A 23,238-nucleotide genomic window follows, 5' to 3' on the forward strand; every position below is an offset into this window, starting at 1 on the left:
ATGAAAAATACATATTTATATATTTTCTGTTTGAGTTTATTGTCTCTGGGTTCTTGTAGTTTAGAAACAGAGCCTTTGACTCCAATAGATACAAGTTTTTACAAAACCAAAGACGATGCTTATACAGCATTAGTAGGTTGTTATGACGGAATGCAGGTGGCAACAGGTGGTGCAGGAGTGGGAATTCCTGTATTAAGCGAAGTTATGTCTGATGATTGTTTTGGAGGTACAGGAAATTCAGATGGTTACAATTATGCAGTAATGGATGAGTTTGATATTTCAAGATCTCCTGGAGATACTGATTTACTTAATACCAATTGGATCGCTTACTACAAAGGAATTTATCGTTGTAATATGTTATTATCCAAAATGGATCAGATCGAATGGCAGGGAGATACTGCTTTAAGAAATACATACGAATCTGAGACTAGATTTATAAGAGCCTATCTTTATTTTGAAATGACTCGTGTATGGGGAAATGTGCCTTTGGTAACAACACCTTCTTCTGAAGATGTTCCGCAAGCTACTCCTGAAGCAATTTATAAAGTAATAGCAGATGATTTAGTATTTGCTTCAAACAATTTGCCTACAGAAGCTTATAATGCGAAACCAAACGGACGCGTTACAAAATGGGCAGCAAAATCTTTACTAGGACGTGTTTATTTATATTACACAGGATATTACGGAAAATCTGATTTAGTTGGTGTAGTAAATAAAACTCAGGCTTTAGGACATTTAGAAGATGTTATTTCTTCTAGTGGTCATGGGTTACTAGCTGATTTTTCTACTCTTTGGCCAGCAGCTTCAGTAGATAAATATGCAGGAGAAGGCAATAGAGAATTTGTGTTTTCAATAAAATACACTTACACAAGTGACTACAACGGAAATACAGATAGTAACCAATGGATGGTAATGTTTGGGATGAGAGAATTTTCATCTTATCCGTATGGCCGTGGTTGGGGAGTTACTGTAAACTCAAAATTATGGAATGCGTACAGCGCAACAGATACAAGACGTACTGCAAGTATCATTGGAGTTGATGAAGAAAAGATACCATTTGATAAAAAGAACAGCCAAAGAGAATACACAGGATATTACAATAAAAAGTATTCTCCAATGGTGAATAAAGATGGAGTAGATCTTCCTATTGCTATGGGAAGCCAATTTTGGGACATAAGCCAATTTCAGGATTATGTGGTGTTAAGATACTCAGATGTTTTATTAATGGCTGCAGAATTAGGAAGCGGAAATGCTCAGCGTTACTTTGATGAAGTTAGAGAAAGAGCTTACAAAGAAAATTTTGTTTCATTACCGGTAAATGCTGATAATATTTTGAACGAGAGACGCCTTGAATTTGCTCTTGAAGGAGTAAGATATTATGATTTATTACGTCAGGGAATTGGAAAAGCATCTACAAGTATTGCAGAAACTACAACATTATTAAATGGTGGAGTTCCTACAACAAAAACAATTTCGGCAGGTAAAATTCAGGAAACAAAAGGATTGATGCAAATCCCGAATACTCAGATTACATTATCAGGAGGACTTTTGAAACAAAATGCTGGTTGGTAATTTTAACTAAAAAATCAAAGAAATGAAAAATATTAAATTATTAATTACATCATTTTTGGTGTTAGCACTAATGCTGGTTTCATCTTGTTCTCCAGATACCTATTCTCTGGATGAACCAATGAATAAATCAGATATACATTTTGAAATCACACAGGATTTAGTTACAGATCCGGGAGGAAATACAGTACTATTAAAAAACACAACTCCAGGAGTGGTGTTAAATTGGGACTATGTTACAGGAAAATCGAATAAAGCGGAACAAAAAGTACAATATGCTTTTAAAGGTTCTTATACTATTAAAATCTCAGCAGTAACAGATGGTGGTATTGTCGAATTAGATCCGGTAACCATTACAGTAAGTCAGGACAACTTGAATTATGTTAATGATCCACTTTGGACTGCATTATCTGGTGGAGTTGGTCATAAAAAATCATGGGTACTTGACAACGGTAAATATGGTTTAGCGCAGGGGGCAATGTCTTATGCAGATCCTAGCACAGTAGTAGAATGGAATAAATTCTCTCCAAACTGGGAACCTGCAGGAAATGCCAATTCAAGTACAGATGCAGATATGCACTGGGGAAGATACATGACATTCAGCCTTGATGGAGGACCTTTTATGACGGTTCATGAAGCTGACGGAACTAGTATTGAAAGCGGAGCCTATTTCTTAGATGTTAATGCACATACTTTGACTACAACCGGAGCTACAATTTTAAGACCGGACAATTATATTGCAAATGCAAGCAACTGGACGAGTGAAATAAAAGTATTAACACTTACAGACAATCAGTTACGAATTGCTATTAAGAGAACCAACAGCGAAGGACCATGGTGGTATATCTGGAATTTTGTTTCTAAAGAACATGCAGATACCTACGTTCCTCCGGTTACAGTGCCTGTTCTTGACGAAGGTTTCAATCCTACTTTTGCTCCTGGCGAATTGTTGACAATGCTAACAGGAGGCGCTGGTGCAGGAAGAGTTTGGAACTTAGACGCAGCAGGTAATCCTGTTGACTGGGTTGCAGCAGGTAAAGGCTGGACAACTGGACCAGGTAGTTCTTCAGATTGGGGATGGAATCCTGGCTGGGCAGCTGTTGCAGGTAATTCATGGATACGTTTTGATCAATGGGGTGGTAAATTAAACTATACCCGCAGTCAGGAAGGTGTTGTAACTACAGGAATTTTTACGATAAATGCAGCAACCAACGAAATTAATTTAGGAAAAGAAACACTGATTCAAAATTCAGCGAGCTGGATGAGTCCAACTGCAAATGTGATTAAAGTAGTAAAAGCATACAATAAAGATTATCTTCAAAAAGGTATTTGGTTAGGGACATCTTATGATGCCGGTAAAGATGAGTGGTTTGTTTTCCATTACATCATCCCTTAAATAATTGTGGCTTTTTATAACTAAAAGCCAGATTGTTTAAAAGTATAAAACAACCGGTAGGGGATTTATAAAGTCGCCTATCGGTATGTTTATATTTGTTTTTCAATATTAAAAATCCTTTCAAAATGAAGCATAAAAGAAAATATTTCAATAATGGACTACCATTATTAATGCTAATCGGAATTATCTTATTGGGCTCTTGCAGTAAAAAGGAGGATGCTTTTGCAAACAGAAAAGTTTCTTTTAATTCAGATTGGAGTTTTCATTTAAATGATAGCATACAAGACAAAGATACTATTGGAGCTTCAACCAAATGGAGAACATTAAACGTTCCTCACGATTGGAGTATCGAAGGTAATTTTGATGAAAAAAGTCCTGCCGGATACGGAGGCGGAGCACTAAACGGAGGTTTAGGCTGGTATAAAAAAACATTTAAAGTTGCCGCTGCAGATAGCAGTAAAGTAACATCCATTATTTTTGATGGCGTTTACAAAGACAGCGAAGTTTGGGTAAACGGACATTATTTAGGAAAACGTCCAAACGGATATATTGGTTTTCAATATGAAATCTCCAAATACTTAAATTACGGAGACAAAGACAATGAAATTATTGTAAAGGTTGACAATTCAAAACAACCCAATTCACGTTGGTATTCAGGATCAGGAATTTTTAGAAATGTCTGGATCGAAACCACTGATAAACTACACGTTGCACAATGGGGAACTTATGTGACAACACCAAAAGTTACTGCCGAAAAAGCTTCGGTACATTTTGAAACTACTATTCAAAACCAAAACACAGCTTCAAAAAAAGCAACAGTAACCACTACTATTTTTAAAGAAGATACAAAAGTAACATCGGTTACTCAAAATATAACAATTGGTGCCAATGCCAATCAAACCATTAAACAAGAAACCCAGGTCGAAACACCAACTTTATGGTCTGTTGAAAAACCTGAATTGTATACAGCCGTTACAGAAATTTCGGTTGACGATAAAATTGTAGATCAATACAAAACCAATTTCGGAATCCGGGATTTTAAATTTGATCTCGATAAAGGTTTTATTTTAAATGGAAAACAGGTAAAAATAAAAGGAGTTTGTTTACATCATGATTTAGGTCCTTTGGGCGCTGCGATTAATACACGCGCCATCGAACGTCAGTTAGAAATCATGAAAGAAATGGGCGTAAACGGAATCAGGACTTCTCATAATCCACCCGCTCCGGAACTTTTAGATTTATGCGATAAAATGGGTTTCATTGTCATGGATGAAGCTTTCGACATGTGGAAACAAACCAAAACCAAATACGATTATGGAAACGATTGGGACAAATGGCACAAAAAAGATTTAATAGATCAATTGCTGCGCGACCGTAACCATCCAAGTATTTTTGTTTGGAGTATTGGTAACGAAATTCCGGAACAATGGAATGAAAAAGGAGTTGAAATTGCCAAAGAATTAGCCGCAATTACTCGCCAGTACGATAAAACACGTCCGTTGACTGCAGCGATGAATCCGCCGGTAAATATGAATATTGATGCCGTAACCTTACAATTTGAGAAAAAAAATGTGTCGATTAATCCACTCGCTGCATCTGGAGTTTTAGATTTAATTGGTTACAATTATGCACATCAGACCTACGAGTATCATCAAAAAAATTTCCCAAATACACCATTCATTGCAACCGAAACTACTTCAGGCTTGCAAACCCGTGGTTATTATGATGCCGTTTCAGATACCATAAAAAAGTGGCCGGTAAGATGGGATCAAAAATTTACTGGAGGAAATCCGGACAACACCGTTTCAGCTTATGATCAGGTACAAACACCTTGGGGTTCTACGCATGAAGCCACCTGGAAAGTGATCAAAAAACACGATTTCCTTTCCGGAATGTACATTTGGACCGGTTTCGATTATATCGGAGAACCAACTCCTTATGAATGGCCATCGATCAGTTCTTATTTCGGAATTGTAGATTTAGCCGGTTTTCCAAAAGATGTGTATTATATGTACCAAAGCGAATGGACAGACAAAACCGTTTTGCATATTTTCCCGCATTGGAACTGGAAAGCGGGGCAAACTGTAGACGTTTGGGCATATTACAATAAAGCAGATGAGGTTGAGCTTTTTCTTAACGGAAAATCAGTTGGAGTTCGAAGTAAAAAAGGAGATGATTTGCATGTAATGTGGAGAATTCCTTTTCAACCCGGAACTCTAAAAGCAGTTTCCCGTAAAAACGGAAAAACAATTCTGGAAACCGAAATTAAAACAGCCGGAAATCCATTCAATTTAAAACTGACAGCAGACAGAAGTACAATTAAAGCCGATGGTAATGATCTGTCATTTGTAACGGTAGACATTCTCGACGCTAAAGGAATTTTGGCTCCAAATGCCAATAACGAAATTAATTTCTCCTTAAAAGGAAACGGAAAAATTGTAGGTGTTTGCAGTGGAGATCCGGTAAGTCACGAATCATACAAAGGTTCAAAACACACCGCGCTTAACGGAAAATGTTTAGTCATTGTTCAGTCTGACACAAAAACAGGAAGACTGGAATTAACCGCTAAAGCAAATGGATTAAAACAAGCTACAATTGTAATTACAGCAGAATAAAAGACTATTAATAAAACTAAATAACCACACAATGAAAAAAATACAGATAGCTTCTTTATCTCTATTCATGGGTTTTGGATTATTGCTTTCGCCAAAAGCGTCCGCACAAATTCAGAACGCAGATGTGCTAAACGCTCCGATAGATATCAGCAAGGATTTTCAGAATTACCTGAATACCTTTTATTTCGCTGATGAACTTACAGCTTTTGATCCTGCAACAGGAAAAGGAACTATAAAATATCTGAGATACAATTACAAAACACGTCAGGCTTTCAACAACATGATGATGAAGCCCGATGTGGTCGAAGCCAACGAATTTCCAACCACAGAATATGAAGCTTCGCCGTTATTGCCATTCGAAATTCAGTTTGTTTCAGATCGAACCATTAGAATCAAAACGACTTCAGGACCACAATTTCATCCTGAAAAGGAATCGTTAATGTTGATTAACGGTGTTGCGCCCAATCATCCTGAATTATGGAAATATTCTAAAATAGAAGGCGGACACAAATACACCAGCAAACACGGAGTAGTAGAGATTTTATCGAAACCGTGGCACGTAAAAATTTACGATGAAAAAGGAAAACTGTTGACCAGTACACTTCACGATTCTGATTTCAAAAATACCTATACACCAACACTTCCGTTTTCGTATGTGCGCAGAAACAGCGATTATTCCAGAAGTATGGGAGCTGCTTTTAGCTTAGAACCGGACGAAAAAATATTTGGTTGTGGAGAATCTTTCACACAATTCAATAAACGCGGACAAAAAGTAGTGTTATGGGCAGATGATGCTAACGGAATTCAGAACGAAACCATGTACAAACCCGTTCCGTTTTATATGAGCAGCCGTGGTTACGGAGTTTTCATGCACCATTCGACACCCATTACAGTTGACTTTGGGAGATATTATTCAAGTGCTAACGAAATGTACATTGGCGATGACGAAGCCGATTTGTTTTTCTTTATAGGAGAACCAAAAGATGTTTTGGATCAATACACAGATTTGACGGGAAAAGCAGCGATGCCGCCACTTTGGTCATTTGGTTTCTGGATGAGTAGAATCACATATTTTTCAGAAAAAGAAGGTCGTGATGTAGCAAGAGATTTGCGTAAATATAAAATTCCAACAGATGTAATTCACTTTGACACCGGTTGGTTCGATGTAGACTGGAGAAACAATTACGAGTTTGCAAAATCACGTTTCCCGGATGCAGAAAAAATGATGACCGATTTAAAGAAAGATGGTTTTCAGGTTTGTTTATGGCAATTGCCTTATTTCTCACCAAAAAACTCATTGTTTAATGAAATCATGGATAAGAATTTAGCCGTAAGAGACCGTAAAGGAAATCTTCCGTATGAAGATGCAGTTCTGGATTTCTCAAATCCTGAAACCGTAACCTGGTATCAGGCAAAGCTAAAACATTTGTTCGATCAGGGGGTGGCTGTTTTCAAAGTAGATTTTGGAGAGGCAGCACCACCGGACGGAATTTACCATTCCGGAAGAACAGGTTTCTACGAACACAATTTATATCCATTAAGATACAATAAGGCTGTAGCCGAAATTACTCAAAAAGAAAAAGGATATACGCTTATCTGGGCAAGAAGTACCTGGGCAGGATCGCAACGTTACCCATTGCATTGGGGTGGAGATGCCGAAACTACAAACGGCGCAATGTCGGCAGAATTACGCGGTGGACTTTCTTTAGGTCTAAGCGGATTCAGTTTCTGGAGTCATGACGTAGGAGGATTTGCCACAAAATCACCGGAGAATTTATACAGAAGATGGGCACCTTTCGGGATGTTTACATCACACGTAAGAAGCCACGGAGAACCTCCTCGCGAACCTTGGTTGTACAGCAAAGATTTCCTTGAAGGATTTAGAAAAGCAGATAATATGCGTTATGAACTGATGCCGTATATCTACGCTCAGGCGAAAGAAAGCTCTCAAAAAGGATTACCAATGATGCGTGCTTTATTCGTAGAATATCCAAATGATCCGGGAGCCTGGTTAGTTGATAACGAATATTTATTTGGTTCAAGTATGTTGGTTGCACCACTTTTTGAAGAAGTGACCGAAAGAGACGTTTATCTTCCTGAAGGAACATGGATTGATTATCAAACCAAAAAAGTATACCAATCTGGCTGGCATAAAATTAAAGCCGGAGAAGTACCAATCGTAGTTTTAGTAAAAGACGGAACAGCTTTGCCCCACATCGCTTTAGCACAATCTACAAAAGATATGGATTGGAGTAAATTAACCTTAAAAGTATATGCCAGCGACAAAACAACTTCGGCAACAGCCAAAGTATTTTTACCGGACGGCGATGTAGTACAAGAAATAAAAGTAACCAAAAACGGAAACAATTTTAATGTTGCACCAAATGCACTAGAAGGAAAAACCACTTTTAAAACAGAGTGGATAAAGTAAAGAAATGTATGCCACAGATTACACAGATTAAAAGGATTAAAAATTGAGAATTAAAAATTAAAAATCTGCTTAAATCTGTGAGATCTGCGTGAAAAAAATTAAACACATAGAAACATAGGTTTTCTTATTCTTTAAAAAAGAAGACGAAAAAGAAACCAGTTTCTTCACACATAGCTATGTTTGTTGATGCAAGTGAAACGCCTTTTTTGAGTCTACAAAATCCTATGTTTCTATGTGTTTAAAATAAAATAATCCCAACTTAGGATAAAAATAAGTTTTTGTTGAGTTTCTAAATCGGGTGAAAGCACAAGCAACACCCGATTTATTAAAAATGAATTAAGAAAAATATCATGAAAAATTACCTCATTCTTCCCGCTTTAATCCTTTCAGTTTCGATGGGATACAGTCAGAAAAACAAAAATGCTTACGAATTGGCATCGCCAAACGGGCAAAACAAAATTAAATTTGAGTTAGTAAAAAATGCTCCAAAGTATGTAGTGTCACACGGCAGAACTGAAGTGATTACACCATCAGATTTAGGATTTTTACTAAAAGGAAATGAAGACTTTAGTTCTAATTTTGAAATCAAAAATGTAAAAAACTCAACCTTCGATGAAACCTGGGAACAAGTTTGGGGAGAAAAGAAAAACATCAGAAATCACTACAATCAATTAGTAGTCGAGTTACAGCAAAAAAGCGGCAACAAACGTAAATTAGAAATCCAGTTTCGTGCTTTCGATGACGGAGTGGCTTTCAGATATGTATATCCAAAACAAAATGTAAAAGACAGTATTTTCATTATGGATGAAAAAACGACTTTTAACCTGAAAGAAGATGGAAAAGCATGGTGGATTCCGGCCAACAGAGAAAACAGAGATGAGTACTTGTTTGAAGAAGCACCGGTTAGTAAACTCGATACCGTTTTAACTCCATTAACAATTGAAAGTAAAAGCGGATTAGCATTAAGTTTTCACGAGGCAAACCTTATTGATTATGCTAGTACAACCTTGGTAAACAATGTAGGAACACAACTAAAAACAGATCTTGTGCCTTGGTCAGACGGCGTAAAAGTTCGTGTAAAAGATACCTTCACATCTTCTTGGAGAACCATTCAGATTGGAGAAAAACCAACAGATTTAATTACATCCTATCTGATTTTAAACCTGAACGAACCAAATAAATTAAAAAATACCGACAGCTATTTTAAACCTTATAAATATCTTGGAATTTGGTGGGGAATGCATATTGGAAAATACACTTTCTGGGAAAGCGACAAACAAGGTGCGACCACAAAACACGCCGAAGAATATATTGATTTTACAGCAAAAGAAGGATTTCATCATTTATTGATCGAAGGCTGGAACAAAGGCTGGACACCGGGTTGGTACGAAAACCGTATGCACATGTTCAGTTTTACGAAAAATGCAGACAATTTCGACTTAGAAAAAGTGGTAGAATATGCTAAGAAAAAAGATATTGAATTAATTGGATATCACGAAACAGGTTCAAACCTGATCAATTATTTGCAACAAGTTGATGAAGGTTTTGCTTTATACAAGAAACTTGGAATTCATACCGTAAAAATTGGCCACGTAGGTTCTAAATTAAACATGAAAGAAATGCACTTCGGGCAATTTGGAGTAAACTATTTCAGATATATTTTAGAAAAAGCAGCACAATATGATTTAGCTGTTTTATACCACGAATCGATAAAAGATACCGGAGAACGCAGAACTTTCCCCAATATGGTTTCTAGAGAAGCAGCACGCGGACAAGAGTACAATGCCTGGAGCGAAGGAAATCCGCCAAATCATTTAAGTATTATTCCGTTTACAAGATTACTTTCAGGACCAATGGATTTTACGCCTGGAATTTTTGATGTTGAGGTAAAACAAGGATATCCCGGAAAAAGAATTCAGGGAACTGTGGGGCAGCAATTGGCCATTTATGTAACAACCTATTCTCCAATTCAAATGTTAGCCGACCTTCCTGAAAACTACGAAGGGAAACCAGCATTACAATTCTTGAAAGATGTACCAACAGATTGGGAAGACACAAAAGTACTGAACGGAGAAATTGGTCAATATATCACCACAGCTCGTAAAGACAGAAACAGCGCCGATTGGTTTTTAGGAAGTATTACAAATGAAAACCCAAGAGATCTTGAAATTTCATTATCCTTCTTAGATAAAAATGCCACATACGAAGCACAAATTTATGCTGATGCCGAAGGAACAGATCAAAAACACAATCCGGAAGCAGTAGCAATTTCGAAGAAAACCGTTAAAGCTTCAGACTCACTAAAATTGCATTTAGGTGGAGCAGGAGGAACAGCTATTAGATTTAAAAAACTATAATTATAATATTGATATCCTAACAGGTTTCCAAAACCTGTTAGGTATTCTAACGTAACGATTAGATTTTAAAAAAAAATAATTTATAAAAATTCAGACCCGATAATTTTTAAAAAATGTTTTGGGTCTAATAACCACAATTTTTTAAATGAAAAACCTAACTCTGCATATTGTTTTTCTTTTGTCGGTCAATTTGGTGTTATCACAGCAAAAGCAATATCCTTTTCAGGATTCTAAATTAGATACTGAAAAGCGTATTGATAATTTGTTATTGTTGATGACCCTGGATGAAAAAGTTAAGGCGTTAAGCACAAATCCGTCGATAAAAAGATTAGGCGTTACAGGAACAGGACATGTAGAAGGATTGCACGGTTTAGCACTTGGCGGACCGGGAGAATGGGGTGGAAAAAACAAACAACCCATTACGACAACCACTTTTCCTCAGGCTTACGGTTTAGGAGAAACATGGGATGTTGACTTGCTTCAGAAGGTGGCTCAGGTTGAAGGTTACGAAACACGTTATGCATTTCAGAAATACCATCGCGGCGGATTAGTTGTTCGGGCTCCAAATGCTGATATCGCCAGAGATCCGCGTTGGGGACGTACCGAAGAAAGTTATGGAGAAGATGCTTTCTTTAATGGAAAAATGACCGTTGCTTTTGTAAAAGGACTGCAGGGAAATCATCCGAAATATTGGCAAACAGCTTCCTTAATGAAACATTTTTTAGCCAACAGCAACGAAGATGGCAGAACCTATACATCATCTGATTTTGATGAAAGACTTTGGCGAGAGTATTATGCTTTGCCTTTTTATATGGGCGTGGTCGAAGGAGGATCCCGCGCCTATATGTCGGCTTATAATAAAGTAAACGGAATTCCGGCCATGGTACATCCAATGCTTAAAAATATTACCCAAAAAGAATGGGGACAAAACGGAATTATTTGTACAGATGGAGGCGCATTCAAACTATTGCTTTCAGATCATAAATATTATCCGGATCCATATTTGGGAGCTGCAGCGGCTGTAAAAGCAGGAATTAATCAGTTTTTAGATGAATATATCGAAGGCGTTTACGGAGCACTTTCGCATGGATATTTAAAAGAAAAAGACATCGATGCCGTAATTCGCGGTAATTACAGAGTCATGATCAAACTTGGTATGTTGGATGTTTCAGAAGATAATCCATATTCGAAAATCGGAACAGGAAAGGACACCATTGATCCGTGGAAAACCGAAGCGCATAAAAAAATCGCTTTAGAAGCCACACAAAAATCGATTGTTTTACTCAAAAATGATGCAGGAGTACTGCCTTTGCAAAAAGACAAATTAAAAACTATTGCCATCATCGGACCTCGCGCTGATGAAGTATTGCTGGATTGGTACAGCGGAACACCACCTTATGTTATTACCCCTTTGCAGGGCATTAAAAATAAACTGGGCAATAATGTTGAGGTTCTTTATGCTAAAAATAACATTGATGGTCAGGCAGCGAAGATTGCCAAAAAGGCAGATGCTGTAATTGTTATTGTAGGGAATCATCCGGTTTGCAATGCAGGCTGGGCAAATTGTCCCGTTCCAAGTGAAGGAAAAGAAGCAGTCGATCGCCAATCCCTGACATTAGAACAAGAAGATTTAGTTAAAGTCGTTTATCATGCCAATCTCAAAACAGTTGTCGCTTTGATCAGCAGTTTTCCATACGCTATAAACTGGACACAAGAACATGTTCCGGCAATTGTACACATGACCCAAAACAGTCAGGAAACCGGAACCGCTTTGGCCGATGTTTTATTTGGAGATTATAATCCGGCCGGACGATTGACTCAGACTTGGGTAAAAGACATTACCGATTTGCCTGAATTATTAGATTACAATATCCGAAATGGGAGAACCTATATGTATTTTAAAGGAAAACCTTTATATGCTTTTGGCCACGGATTAAGTTATACGACTTTCAAATACAATTCAGTGGAAACCAATTCTGAAACCATTGCTAAAAATGAAGAAGTAAAAGTTACTGTTTCAGTTACCAATACAGGAAGTAAAGATGGAGAAGAAGTAATTCAGTTGTATGTAAAACAATTAAATTCAAAAGTAGAACGTGCCCAAAAAGAACTAAAAGCATTTCAGAGAGTTTTCTTTAAAGCCGGAGAAACCAAGAATGTTTCATTAATTTTAAAAGCAAAAGATTTAGAATATTGGAATACAGCAAAACAACAATTCGAACTAGAAAATAATGCAATTGAAATTCAGATAGGAAGTGCTTCGGATACTATTCTTCTCACTAAAAATATAACTGTCAAATAATTATGCTGAAAACAAATTTAATACTACTGTATATCTTAGTTTGTCTGACAAATATTCAATTGTTTGGACAAAATGCTAGTGCTCAAAACAGAACTATAAAAGTAGATTACAACAAAACTTCGGGCGCATTAAATACCATGTTCAAAGAATGTATTGGAGCCGGAAGAGCAAACGAAGGCCTGCGCGCCGACTGGCAACAGCAATTGGCAATGACCAAAAAAGAATGTGATTTTAAATACATCAGAATGCACGGTTTATTGTCTGATGATATGGCGGTTTACAGAGAAGATTCAAAAGGAAATCCGAAATACAATTACCAATATATTGATGCTTTGTATGATTTTCTTTTAAGTATAAAAGTGAAACCTTTTGTAGAATTAGGTTTTATGCCCAACGCATTAGCAAGCGGAAGTCAGACTATTTTTTGGTGGAAAGGAAATGTTACGCCTCCAAAAGATTATAAAAAGTGGGAAGATTTAATTAGGAACCTAACACAGCATTTCACAGAACGTTACGGAGTCGAAGAAGTAAAAACATGGTATTTTGAAGTTTGGAACGAACCTAATTTAACGCCGGGTTTCTGGACAGGAACTCAGGCAGAATATTTTAAACTATATGAATATGCGGTCCGAGGAATTAAAAGCGTAAATCCAGCTTACAAAGTAGGTGGCCCGGCATCAGCAGGAGCAGCCTGGGTTTCGGAAACAATAGACTTTTGTGCGAAAAATAATGTTCCGTTAGATTTTATTTCGACACATACTTACGGAGTAAAACAAGGATTTCTGGATGAATTCGGAACTACGGGAACTGTTCTAAATAAAGATGAATCGAGTGTGAGTGGCGATGTAATCAACTCACGAAAACAAATTTCAAATTCGGCTAAGCCAAATCTTGAATTGCATTATACAGAATGGAGTTCTTCCTATACTCCGGCAGATCCTGTTCACGACAGTTACCATTCGGCAGCGTATATTTTGCAAAAGCTCAAACAAGTTGGTAATGCGGCAAACTCGATGTCGTATTGGGTTTTTACTGATATTTTTGAAGAACCAGGTCCAAGGTTCACCCCTTTTCACGGAGGTTTCGGATTATTGAATACGCAGGGAATCAAAAAACCAGCCTATTTCTCTTATGCCTTTCTAAATAAATTAGGCGAAACAGAACTTCAAAACAAAGACAGTTCTTCGTGGATAACTAAAAATGCAAAAGGAGATGTTCAGTTGCTGTTTTGGGATTTTACCAATACGCATCCGGGAGATTCAGTTAATAATCAATCGTATTATATTAAAGATTTACCATCTCAACCCAAAGGAAGTGTAAAAATTGAAATTGATGGTTTGCAAAAAGGAAACTACACTTTAGAAATCTATAAAGTAGGATATAAAGTCAATGATGCTTACGCCGATTATCTGGCTTTAGGAAAACCAAGTCAGTTAAACCGTGAACAAGTACAAAAGATAAAAGAAAAAAATAATGGCGCTTTGATCGCAACAGAAAAAGTAACCATCAATACAAAAGGAACATACAGTACAACATATAAAATGAATGAGAATGATGTGGTGCTGTTCAATTTGGTAAAACAATAATTCCTTTTAAAAAACTATCAAAAAACTAAAAATAAATTTATTAAGCATGAAAAACAAAATCATATACCTATCAGCAGCATTAGCTTTTGCAGTATTTACCTCTTGTAAAAATGATGCAAAAAGTTCAGTAAGCTCAGATTCAGGTGAAGCAAAAGAGTATCAGGGAAAAGAAATAGGATCAGAATTTGATGCCGAAATCGACAAGTTAGTCGCTCAAATGACATTGGAAGAAAAAATCGGAATGTTGCATGGTAACAGCATGTTTACTTCTGGCGGTGTAAAGCGTTTAGGAATTCCTGAACTTAAAATGGCCGACGGACCGCTAGGAGTTCGTGAAGAAATTTCGCGCGACAATTGGGCTCCGGCAGGATTAACAGATGATTTTGCAACCTATTACCCTGCAGGCGGAGGTTTAGCCGCAACATGGAATGCCGAAATGGCGTATACATTTGGGAATAGTGTGGGGCAGGAACTACGTGCCAGAGATAAAGACATGTTGCTTTCACCAGCCATAAATATTGTAAGAACGCCACTTGGAGGAAGAACATATGAATACATGTCTGAGGATCCGTTTTTGAACAAAAAAATTGCAGTGCCATTGATTGTTGGTTTACAGGATAATGATGTAATGGCTTGTGTTAAACACTTTGCAGCCAACAATCAGGAAACCAATCGTGATTTTGTCGATGTACAAATCGATGAGCGTACACTTCGTGAAATTTACCTTCCGGCATTCGAAGCTTCTATAAAAGAGGCTCATGCGTATAGCGTAATGGGCGCTTACAATAAATTTAGAGGAGAATATTTATGCGAGAATGATTATATGCTAAATAAAATCCTTCGTGACGAATGGGGATTTAAAGGCGTTGTAGTGTCAGATTGGGCTGCGGTGCATTCTACAGTAAAATCTTTAAAAAATGGATTAGATATTGAAATGGGAACACCAAAACCATTCAATGAATTTTTTCTTGCCGATAAATTAATTGCTGCTGCTAAAAACAAAGAAATCTCAGAAGCAGAAATTGATGTTCACGTAAAAAGAATTCTTCGCACCTTGTTTCAGGTAAAAGCAATGGGTGGAAAAGAACGTGTAAAAGGAAGCATTGCAACCGAAGCACATTATCAGGATGCTTATAAAATTGCCGCTGAAGCCATTGTTTTATTGAAAAATGACAACAATGCATTACCATTAAAATTAGACGGAGTAAAATCTATAGCTGTAATTGGAAACAACGCAACAAAAAAAAATGCTCTGGGCGGATTTGGAGCAGGAGTAAAAACAAAAAGAGAAGTTACACCACTTGAAGGTTTAAAAAATAGATTACCATCATCAGTAAAAATCAATTATGCCGAAGGATATTTAGAGCGTTACGACGAAAAAAACAAGGGGAATTTAGGAAACATAACCTCAAATGGTCCGGTAACAATCGATCAGTTAGATCCGGCTAAATTGCAGGAAGCAATAGAAACTGCTAAAAAATCTGATGTTGCTATTATTTTCGCAGGTTCAAACCGTGATTACGAAACAGAAGCTTCTGACCGTAGAAACTTAAAATTACCATTTGGACAAGAAGAATTAATTCAGAAAGTATTGGCTGTAAATCCAAAAACGATTGTAGTAATGGTTGCCGGTGCACCTTTTGATATTGATGCTGTAAGCAAAAAAACGTCAGCTTTAGTTTGGACATGGTTTAACGGATCTGAAGGAGGGAATGCTTTGGCCGATGTCATTTTAGGAAAAGTAAATCCGTCAGGAAAATTGCCTTGGACAATGCCTAAACAAATCATGGATTCTCCGGCACACGCCACAAACAGTTTCCCTGGAGGAAAAACAGTAAATTATGCCGAAGGAATTTTAGTAGGATACCGTTGGTTTGATACTAAAAATATCGCGCCATTATATCCTTTCGGATACGGATTGTCGTACACCACTTTTGCTTTCGATAATGCAAAATCAGACAAAGAATCGTACGCACAAAACGAAACCATTACAGTTTCTGTAGACGTAAAAAACACAGGAAAAGTAGACGGTAAAGAAGTAGTTCAGTTGTACACTTCAAAAGCAGATTCTAAAATAACACGTGCCGCACAGGAATTAAAAGGTTTCCAGAAAACATTGGTAAAATCAGGAAGTTCTAACACTGTAACAATCAAAGTTCCCGTAAAAGAATTGGCTTACTATGATGTAGCCAATAAAAAATGGACGGTTGAGCCAGGAAAATACACTTTAAAATTAGGAAACTCTTCAAGAGATATCAAAAAAGAGGTTGTTGTAACAATCAAATAATACCTGAAACATTAATGCTCTTTGATTTTTATTAAAGAGCATTATTTTAATCTGTAGGGTGTAATTATTTTTAACACATAGAAACATAGAATTTATTGAACTCAAAAAGGCGTTTCACTTGCATTAACAAACATAGCTATGTGTGAGAAACGAGTTTCTTTTTGATTTGCTTTTTTTCAAAATCATAAGATCTATGTTTCTATGTGTTTAGTTAATTTTTTACGCATTACGCCCAACGGTTATTTTAATGAATAAAAATGAATTTGCGTGAATAAAACTTAAAACTAACTATTAAACCAACCAAACCAAATGAAAAATACTATTAAGAGTTACCTGTTTAGTGCCATTTTATGTTTGTCGTTTTTGACTATCTGGGCGTGTAGTTCAGAAAAAGATTTAGCAGATCCGGTACCGGTAGAAAATACACTAACTGCAGATGCCAATAAAATTGATTTTTTAGGCAAAGGCAGCGAATCTATTGTGAAAGTTACTGCCAATGTGCAGGCTTGGACAATTACGAGTACAAATGCAAACTGGATAGAATTAAGCCAGACATCAGGAGTAAAAGGAACTGTTATCGTAAAAATAACAGCTTTAGAAAACACTACTAAAGAGGCTAGAACAGCAACCCTAACATTAAGCTCAGCGGAAGCTCCATCGATTCAAATTGCAGTTTCGCAGGCAGCAGGAAATCCTGTTACAGGTTTATATCCAAGTTACAACACAAACCCTATTGCGGCTGATGCTTCAGGAATGGGAAGCACTGCTGTACAACTTGCAGCAAAAATAAAATTGGGCTGGAACATTGGGAACACTTTAGAAGCTACTAACGGAGAAACCGCTTGGGGAAATCCAAAAGTAACCAAAGCGCTCATCGATGCTGTAAAAGCAAGTGGATTTAATGCGATAAGAATTCCATGTTCATGGAATCAGTATTTAGAAAATTCGGCTACAGCAAAAATCAAAGCAGATTGGCTCAACCGCGTAAAAGAAGTCGTGCAATATTGTGTAGACAATAATATGTATGTTGTAGTAAACATTCACTGGGATGGTGGATGGCTGGAAAACAATATAACCGAAGCCAAAAAAGAAGAAAACAACGCTAAACAAAAAGCATTCTGGGAACAAATCGCAACACAATTACGCGGATTCGACGAGCATTTACTTTTTGCAAGTGCCAATGAACCAGCAGTTGAAGACGCGGCACAAATGGCAGTTTTAACCTCTTATCACCAAACTTTTATCGATGCTGTTCGTTCAACCGGAGGTAAAAATGCTTACAGAACATTAGTCGTTCAGGGACCAACAACAGATATCGAAAAAACAAATAAGTTAATGACTAGTTTGCCAACAGATGCAGCAGTAAATCGCATGATGGTCGAAGTACATTATTATACACCATGGAATTTCGCCGGATTAACCAAAGACGAATCATGGGGCAAAATGTTCTACTATTGGGGAACAGGTTATCACTCAGCGACAGGTACAGATCGAAATGCAACTTGGGGTGAAGAAGCTGATTTAGAGAAATACTTCAAATTAATGAAAAATCAGTTTGTAGATAAAGGAATTCCTGTTTTGTTAGGAGAGTTTGGCGCCATACGCCGTACGAGTTTAACCGGAGATGCATTAACTTTACATCTCAGCTCAAGAGCCTATTATTTAAAAACGGTGGTAAAAACAGCCAAAGCAAATGGTCTATTGCCGTTCTATTGGGATGAAGGAAGTCTTGGCGACAACAGTTTCGGAATCATTAATAGATCTAATAATACAGTTTCTGATACTCAGGGCTTAAATGCAATGATCGAAGGATTACAATAAAATAATAGATTCACCTATAAGTGATATAAGATAATTTAATTTTTACGTATAGTTTGTACTTATGTTTTCTTATATCACTTATATGGTTTTAAAAAAATAATTACAATGAAGAAAAACATAATCTTTCTTTTTATAATGTGCAGCATCATGGCAAATGCCAATGTTAGAATGCCTTTACTATTTTCTGACGGAATGGTTTTGCAGCGCAATAAAGAAATTCCGGTTTGGGGTTGGGCAGAACCAAACGAAAAAGTCGAAGTTCATTTTAACACACAAACCAAAACCATCCAAGCCGATAAAAATGGTAAATGGATGATAAAACTTTCTGCCGAAAAAGCCGGTGGACCTTTTGAGTTATCTATTACAGGAAAAAATAAAATCGTCATCAAAAATGTTTTGGTGGGTGAAGTATGGATTTGCAGCGGACAATCGAACATGGAATTCCAGATGTACAAAACCATGAACGCTGATAAAGAAATGGCCGATTCAGATTATCCTATGATTCGTCATTTTGGTGTTGCTCAGGATTTAAGCGGAACACCAAAAGAAGATCTCAAAGAAGGAAAATGGTTGCTAGCCAATAAAGAAAACATTCGTGATTTTACAGCAGCAGGATTCTTTTTCGCTAAGAAACTATATGCCGAATTAAAAATCCCAATCGGAATCATCAATACTTCCTGGGGCGGAACCAATGTAGAAACCTGGACAAGCCGTGAAGCTTTCGAAAAAAGCAATGATTTTAAGTCCATGATTGCTGATGTTCCGCAAGTCGATATGGATGCTGTTTTCGAAGTGTATAAAAAATCAGTTCTGGATAATGTAAAAAAAGTTCAGGGTTTTGATGTTTCCATGGAAAATGAAGATCAGTTTAAAAACTTCAATTTTGATGATAAAAACTGGCCCGAAATAAAAGTACCTTCCCTTTGGGAAAACCAGCAAATAGGCAATATCGATGGCGTAGTCTGGATGCGTAAAACAATTACACTTTCTGCAGAACAAGCCAAAACAGAAGCCGTTTTGCATTTGTCTAAAGTAGATGACGAAGATATCACTTACGTGAATGGTGTTCAGGTAGGAACCAACAAAATCTGGGAAGCACTACGAGTTTATAAAATTCCACAAGGAGTTCTTAAAGAAGGCAAAAACGTAATCGCAGTAAGAATTGCAGATTATTCAGGCGGCGGCGGAATCTACGGTGATCCAGCGGATCTTAAAATCCAATTCAAAAACACTAGTTTACCACTCGAAGGACTTTGGAAATTCAATGTCGTTCAGGTGAAAATAGCCGTTTCACCAAATAGTTATCCATCGTTATTATACAATGCAATGGTAAATCCGTTGGTTCCTTATGCGTTTCAGGGCGTTTTATGGTATCAGGGCGAAGCAAACGTTTGGCAAGCCAAGCAATACAAAAAGTCATTTCCATTAATGATTACAGACTGGCGAACAAAATGGAATCAGGGCGATTTTCCTTTCTACTTCGTTCAATTATCCACTTTCGACGAATTCAAAGGCAATAGTAAAGTCGGCAGCCGTTGGGCAGAACTTCGTGAAGCACAATCAGAAACTTTAAAATTAAAAAATACCGGAATGGTTGTAACCACCGATATTGGTAATGCAAAAGACATTCACCCAACCAACAAGCAAGACGTAGGGTTGCGTTTGGCGGCAATTGCATTAAACAACGTTTACGGCAAAAAACAAGTTTACAGCGGACCAACTTTTAAATCTCAGGAAATAAAAGGAAACGAAATAATCCTTACTTTCGACAATCTCGGAAGCGGATTATCGACTCCCGAAAATGCAGCACTAAAAGGATTCGAAATCGCGGGAGCCGACAAAGTTTTTCATTCCGCGAAAGCCATAATAAAAAATAACAAAGTCATCGTTTCAAGCGAAAACGTAAAAAATCCCGTAGCCGTTCATTACGGTTGGGCAGACGACGATAGCGAAATCAATCTTTTCAATAAAGAAAAATTTCCCGCATCGCCTTTCAGAACCGATAATTGGGAAATGATTACAGCAAACGAGGTATATAAGGTGAGTAAATAATATTAGGGCGTGACCATACCGAGATAAGAAGGCAAATATACTTTGCGTAAATGAGCCTTCTTATCTCGGTACGGTCGGGCTATCCACGCTAGTTCGGTAGCCAGCTTCTATCCCTCACGCGCGCAAATTGGGTTTTGATCTCTTAACAGGTTAAAAAAATCTTTTAGGATTCATAAAGAAATAAAACTTGGATTATGGATGGATTAATCCCGAAGCTTCGGGACATCCCTAGAAAATAACCCGAGCCAAGTTCCGGAGGAACGATTTATATTGTAGCAACGGATTTTAATCCGTTGATAAAAAACGACATCGAAATAAAGTTCCGTAGGAACGACACATATCAAATAACGCAAAATGAAATCAAACATAATAAAAACATTTTTCATTTTTCTTTTTACTGTAAACATTGCTGCCCAATCCAGTCATGTTTTATGGTACAATCAACCTGCAGAATTTTTTGAGGAAAGCTTGGTTTTAGGAAACGGAAAAATGGGAGCAACCGTTTTTGGTGGCGCAAATTCAGATAAAATTTACCTGAATGATATTACGCTTTGGTCAGGCGAACCTGTAAATGCCAATATGAATCCCGAAGCCTACAAAAACATTCCGGCCATTCGCGAAGCACTCAAAAACGAAAACTACAAACTAGCCGAAGAATTAAATAAAAAAGTTCAAGGTAAAAATTCCGAATCTTATGCTCCGCTTGGAACATTAGAAATCAATAATTCAGAGAAAGGAAAAGCGGTAAATTATTATCGTGAGCTGGATATTTCGAATGCAGTATCAAAGGTGAGTTATGAAATGAACGGAATAAAATTTACACGTGAGTATTTTGTTTCGGCACCAGACCAAATCATGGTAATCAAATTGACTAGCAGTATAAAAGGAGGTTTGAATTTTGACATTAATTTAAAAAGCCTGTTAAAATCAAATGTCGAAGTAAGAAATAATATTCTGGTAATGACAGGGTCTGCACCAATTCATGAAAATGCAGGATATCCGGTTGTACCAAAATATCAAAAAATACAAGATAGAGGAACAAGATTCACTACTCTAATTCAAATTAAAAAAACAGACGGAAAAATTACAAGTTCCAGAGACTTTTTAAGGTTAAAAGAGGCAACAGAAGCATATGTTTACGTATCTGTTGCGACAAGTTTTAATGGTTTTGACAAAAATCCGGCAACTGAAGGTCTGGATGATGTATCAATTGCCTTGCAAAACCTGGACAAATCATTTGCAAAATCATTCGATCAATTAAAAGAAAACCATACAAAAGATTATCAAAAATTCTACAATCGTGTCACTTTAGATTTAGGCAAAACAACCGCCCCCGATTTACCAACAAATGAACGTTTACTAAGATACGCAGATGGAAAAGAAGATAAAAACCTCGAAATCCTCTATTTTAATTACGGACGTTATTTGTTGATAAGCAGTTCGAGAACTTTGGGCGTTCCGGCAAATTTACAAGGCATTTGGAATCCGCATTTAAACCCTCCCTGGAGTAGTAATTATACGATGAATATCAATCTCGAAGAGAATTACTGGCTGGCAGAAAACACCAATCTTTCAGAAATGCACTTGCCGCTTTTAAGCTTTATAAAAAATCTTTCAGTAACAGGAAAAGTTACGGCAAAGACTTTTTATGGCGTAACTCAAGGCTGGGCTGCTGCGCATAATTCAGATATTTGGGCAATGACCAATCCGGTGGGGCAATTTGGAAAAGAAGATCCAATGTGGGCGTGTTGGCCACTTGCCGGCGCGTGGTTAAGTACACACATTTGGGAACATTATATTTTTACACGAGACAAGTCATATTTAAAAAATGAAGGCTATCCGCTAATGAAAGGCTCTGCCGAATTTCTTTTAGGATGGATGGTAGCCGATAAAAACGGAAATCTAATAACATCGCCATCCACTTCACCTGAAAATCAATACCTGACACCTGATGGTTTTGTTGGTGCAACAATGTATGGCGGCACGGCAGATTTGGCCATGATCAGAGAATGTTTTGACAAAACGATAAAAGCGTCAAAAGTTCTAAATATTGACACTGATTTTAGAGCAAAATTAGAAACGGCATTATCAAAATTATATCCATACCAAATTGGTAAAAAAGGAAACTTGCAGGAATGGTATTTTGATTGGGAAGATAAAGATCCTAAACACCGTCATCAATCGCAATTGTTCGGACTTTTTCCTGGCGATCATATTACGCCCGAGCAAACGCCTGATCTGGCAGCAGCATCAAAAAAGACTTTAGAAATAAAAGGAGATGAAACAACGGGTTGGTCAAAAGGCTGGAGAATCAATCTTTGGGCAAGACTTTGGGACGGAAACCGCGCTTATAAAATGTTTCGCGAATTATTGCGTTACGTAGATCCTGACGGAAAGAAAACCGACAAACCAAGAAGAGGAGGAGGAACATACCCAAATTTATTCGATGCGCATCCGCCATTTCAAATCGACGGAAACTTTGGAGGAGCCGCAGCTGTTGCCGAAATGCTGGTTCAGTCAAACGAAAACGAAATCAGATTATTACCAGCTTTACCAGACGCTTGGGAAACCGGATCAGTAAAAGGAATTTGTGCCCGAGGAGGATTTGAAATCGAAATGAATTGGGAAAATAAAATTCTAAAAAAAGCTACAATTTCTTCAAAAACTGGAGGAAAAACAACTTTGATATCTGGTGATAAAAAACAAAATATCACATTGAAAAAAGGAGAAAAACTAGAAGTGAACTGGTAAAATAGTTCTAAACGCAATCTTTGTCAAACCCGACAGGTTTTTAAAACCTGTCGGGTTTATTGTTTTTAAGC

11 protein-coding genes are annotated in these 23,238 nt (G+C 37.2%); all 11 read left to right on the forward strand.

Annotated elements, in window-relative coordinates; translation table 11 throughout:
* The 11 genes from GIY83_RS20955 (at position 1) to GIY83_RS21005 (ending at position 23,167) form a co-directional block, all read left to right on the forward strand.
* Positions 1 to 1,572 carry a RagB/SusD family nutrient uptake outer membrane protein gene (locus tag GIY83_RS20955; protein WP_208683256.1) on the forward strand — a complete coding sequence of 524 codons (1,572 nt, stop codon included), beginning with the start codon at positions 1 to 3 and terminating at the stop codon, positions 1,570 to 1,572.
* Positions 1,573 to 1,594: 22 nt separating this feature from the next.
* Positions 1,595 to 2,965: a hypothetical protein gene (locus tag GIY83_RS20960; protein WP_229029148.1), complete on the forward strand. Its 1,371-nt coding sequence runs from the start codon at positions 1,595 to 1,597 to the stop codon at positions 2,963 to 2,965.
* Positions 2,966 to 3,090: 125 nt separating this feature from the next.
* The gene (locus GIY83_RS20965; RefSeq protein ID WP_208683258.1) at positions 3,091 to 5,580 is read left to right on the forward strand and encodes a glycoside hydrolase family 2 TIM barrel-domain containing protein; all 2,490 of its coding nucleotides are present in this window, start codon (positions 3,091 to 3,093) and stop codon (positions 5,578 to 5,580) included.
* Between the two features lie 31 nt (positions 5,581 to 5,611).
* A complete protein-coding gene (locus GIY83_RS20970) occupies positions 5,612 to 8,011 on the forward strand; it encodes an alpha-xylosidase (protein WP_208683260.1) in 2,400 nt (799 codons plus the stop codon).
* A 350-nt stretch (positions 8,012 to 8,361) separates the two neighbouring features.
* Positions 8,362 to 10,368 carry a glycoside hydrolase family 97 protein gene (locus GIY83_RS20975; protein WP_208683262.1) on the forward strand — a complete coding sequence of 669 codons (2,007 nt, stop codon included), beginning with the start codon at positions 8,362 to 8,364 and terminating at the stop codon, positions 10,366 to 10,368.
* 145 nt (positions 10,369 to 10,513) lie between these two features.
* A complete protein-coding gene (locus tag GIY83_RS20980) occupies positions 10,514 to 12,670 on the forward strand; it encodes a glycoside hydrolase family 3 C-terminal domain-containing protein (RefSeq protein ID WP_208683264.1) in 2,157 nt (718 codons plus the stop codon).
* Positions 12,671 to 12,672: 2 nt separating this feature from the next.
* Entirely contained in the window at positions 12,673 to 14,256 is a 1,584-nt protein-coding gene (locus GIY83_RS20985) for a glycoside hydrolase (protein ID WP_208683266.1), read from the forward strand.
* Positions 14,257 to 14,302: 46 nt separating this feature from the next.
* A complete protein-coding gene (locus tag GIY83_RS20990) occupies positions 14,303 to 16,543 on the forward strand; it encodes a glycoside hydrolase family 3 C-terminal domain-containing protein (protein WP_208683268.1) in 2,241 nt (746 codons plus the stop codon).
* Positions 16,544 to 16,852: 309 nt separating this feature from the next.
* The gene (locus tag GIY83_RS20995; protein ID WP_208683270.1) at positions 16,853 to 18,364 is read left to right on the forward strand and encodes a cellulase family glycosylhydrolase; all 1,512 of its coding nucleotides are present in this window, start codon (positions 16,853 to 16,855) and stop codon (positions 18,362 to 18,364) included.
* A 105-nt stretch (positions 18,365 to 18,469) separates the two neighbouring features.
* Positions 18,470 to 20,416: a sialate O-acetylesterase gene (locus GIY83_RS21000; protein ID WP_208683272.1), complete on the forward strand. Its 1,947-nt coding sequence runs from the start codon at positions 18,470 to 18,472 to the stop codon at positions 20,414 to 20,416.
* Between the two features lie 354 nt (positions 20,417 to 20,770).
* Positions 20,771 to 23,167, forward strand: coding sequence for a glycoside hydrolase N-terminal domain-containing protein (locus GIY83_RS21005; RefSeq protein ID WP_208683274.1), 2,397 nt, complete (start codon positions 20,771 to 20,773; stop codon positions 23,165 to 23,167).
* Positions 23,168 to 23,238 lie beyond the last annotated feature (71 nt).

Origin of the sequence: Flavobacterium sp. SLB02 (assembly GCF_009664855.1) — a bacterium.
GTDB lineage: Bacteria > Bacteroidota > Bacteroidia > Flavobacteriales > Flavobacteriaceae > Flavobacterium.

What these genes read in the sequence shown, in the direction of transcription:
- GIY83_RS20955 (WP_208683256.1), top strand. Translation starts at nt 1, where the DNA reads ATGAAAAATACATATTTATATATTTTCTGTTTGAGTTTATTGTCTCTG.
- GIY83_RS20960 (WP_229029148.1), top strand. Translation starts at nt 1,595, where the DNA reads ATGAAAAATATTAAATTATTAATTACATCATTTTTGGTGTTAGCACTA.
- GIY83_RS20965 (WP_208683258.1), top strand. Translation starts at nt 3,091, where the DNA reads ATGAAGCATAAAAGAAAATATTTCAATAATGGACTACCATTATTAATG.
- GIY83_RS20970 (WP_208683260.1), top strand. Translation starts at nt 5,612, where the DNA reads ATGAAAAAAATACAGATAGCTTCTTTATCTCTATTCATGGGTTTTGGA.
- GIY83_RS20975 (WP_208683262.1), top strand. Translation starts at nt 8,362, where the DNA reads ATGAAAAATTACCTCATTCTTCCCGCTTTAATCCTTTCAGTTTCGATG.
- GIY83_RS20980 (WP_208683264.1), top strand. Translation starts at nt 10,514, where the DNA reads ATGAAAAACCTAACTCTGCATATTGTTTTTCTTTTGTCGGTCAATTTG.
- GIY83_RS20985 (WP_208683266.1), top strand. Translation starts at nt 12,673, where the DNA reads ATGCTGAAAACAAATTTAATACTACTGTATATCTTAGTTTGTCTGACA.
- GIY83_RS20990 (WP_208683268.1), top strand. Translation starts at nt 14,303, where the DNA reads ATGAAAAACAAAATCATATACCTATCAGCAGCATTAGCTTTTGCAGTA.
- GIY83_RS20995 (WP_208683270.1), top strand. Translation starts at nt 16,853, where the DNA reads ATGAAAAATACTATTAAGAGTTACCTGTTTAGTGCCATTTTATGTTTG.
- GIY83_RS21000 (WP_208683272.1), top strand. Translation starts at nt 18,470, where the DNA reads ATGAAGAAAAACATAATCTTTCTTTTTATAATGTGCAGCATCATGGCA.
- GIY83_RS21005 (WP_208683274.1), top strand. Translation starts at nt 20,771, where the DNA reads ATGAAATCAAACATAATAAAAACATTTTTCATTTTTCTTTTTACTGTA.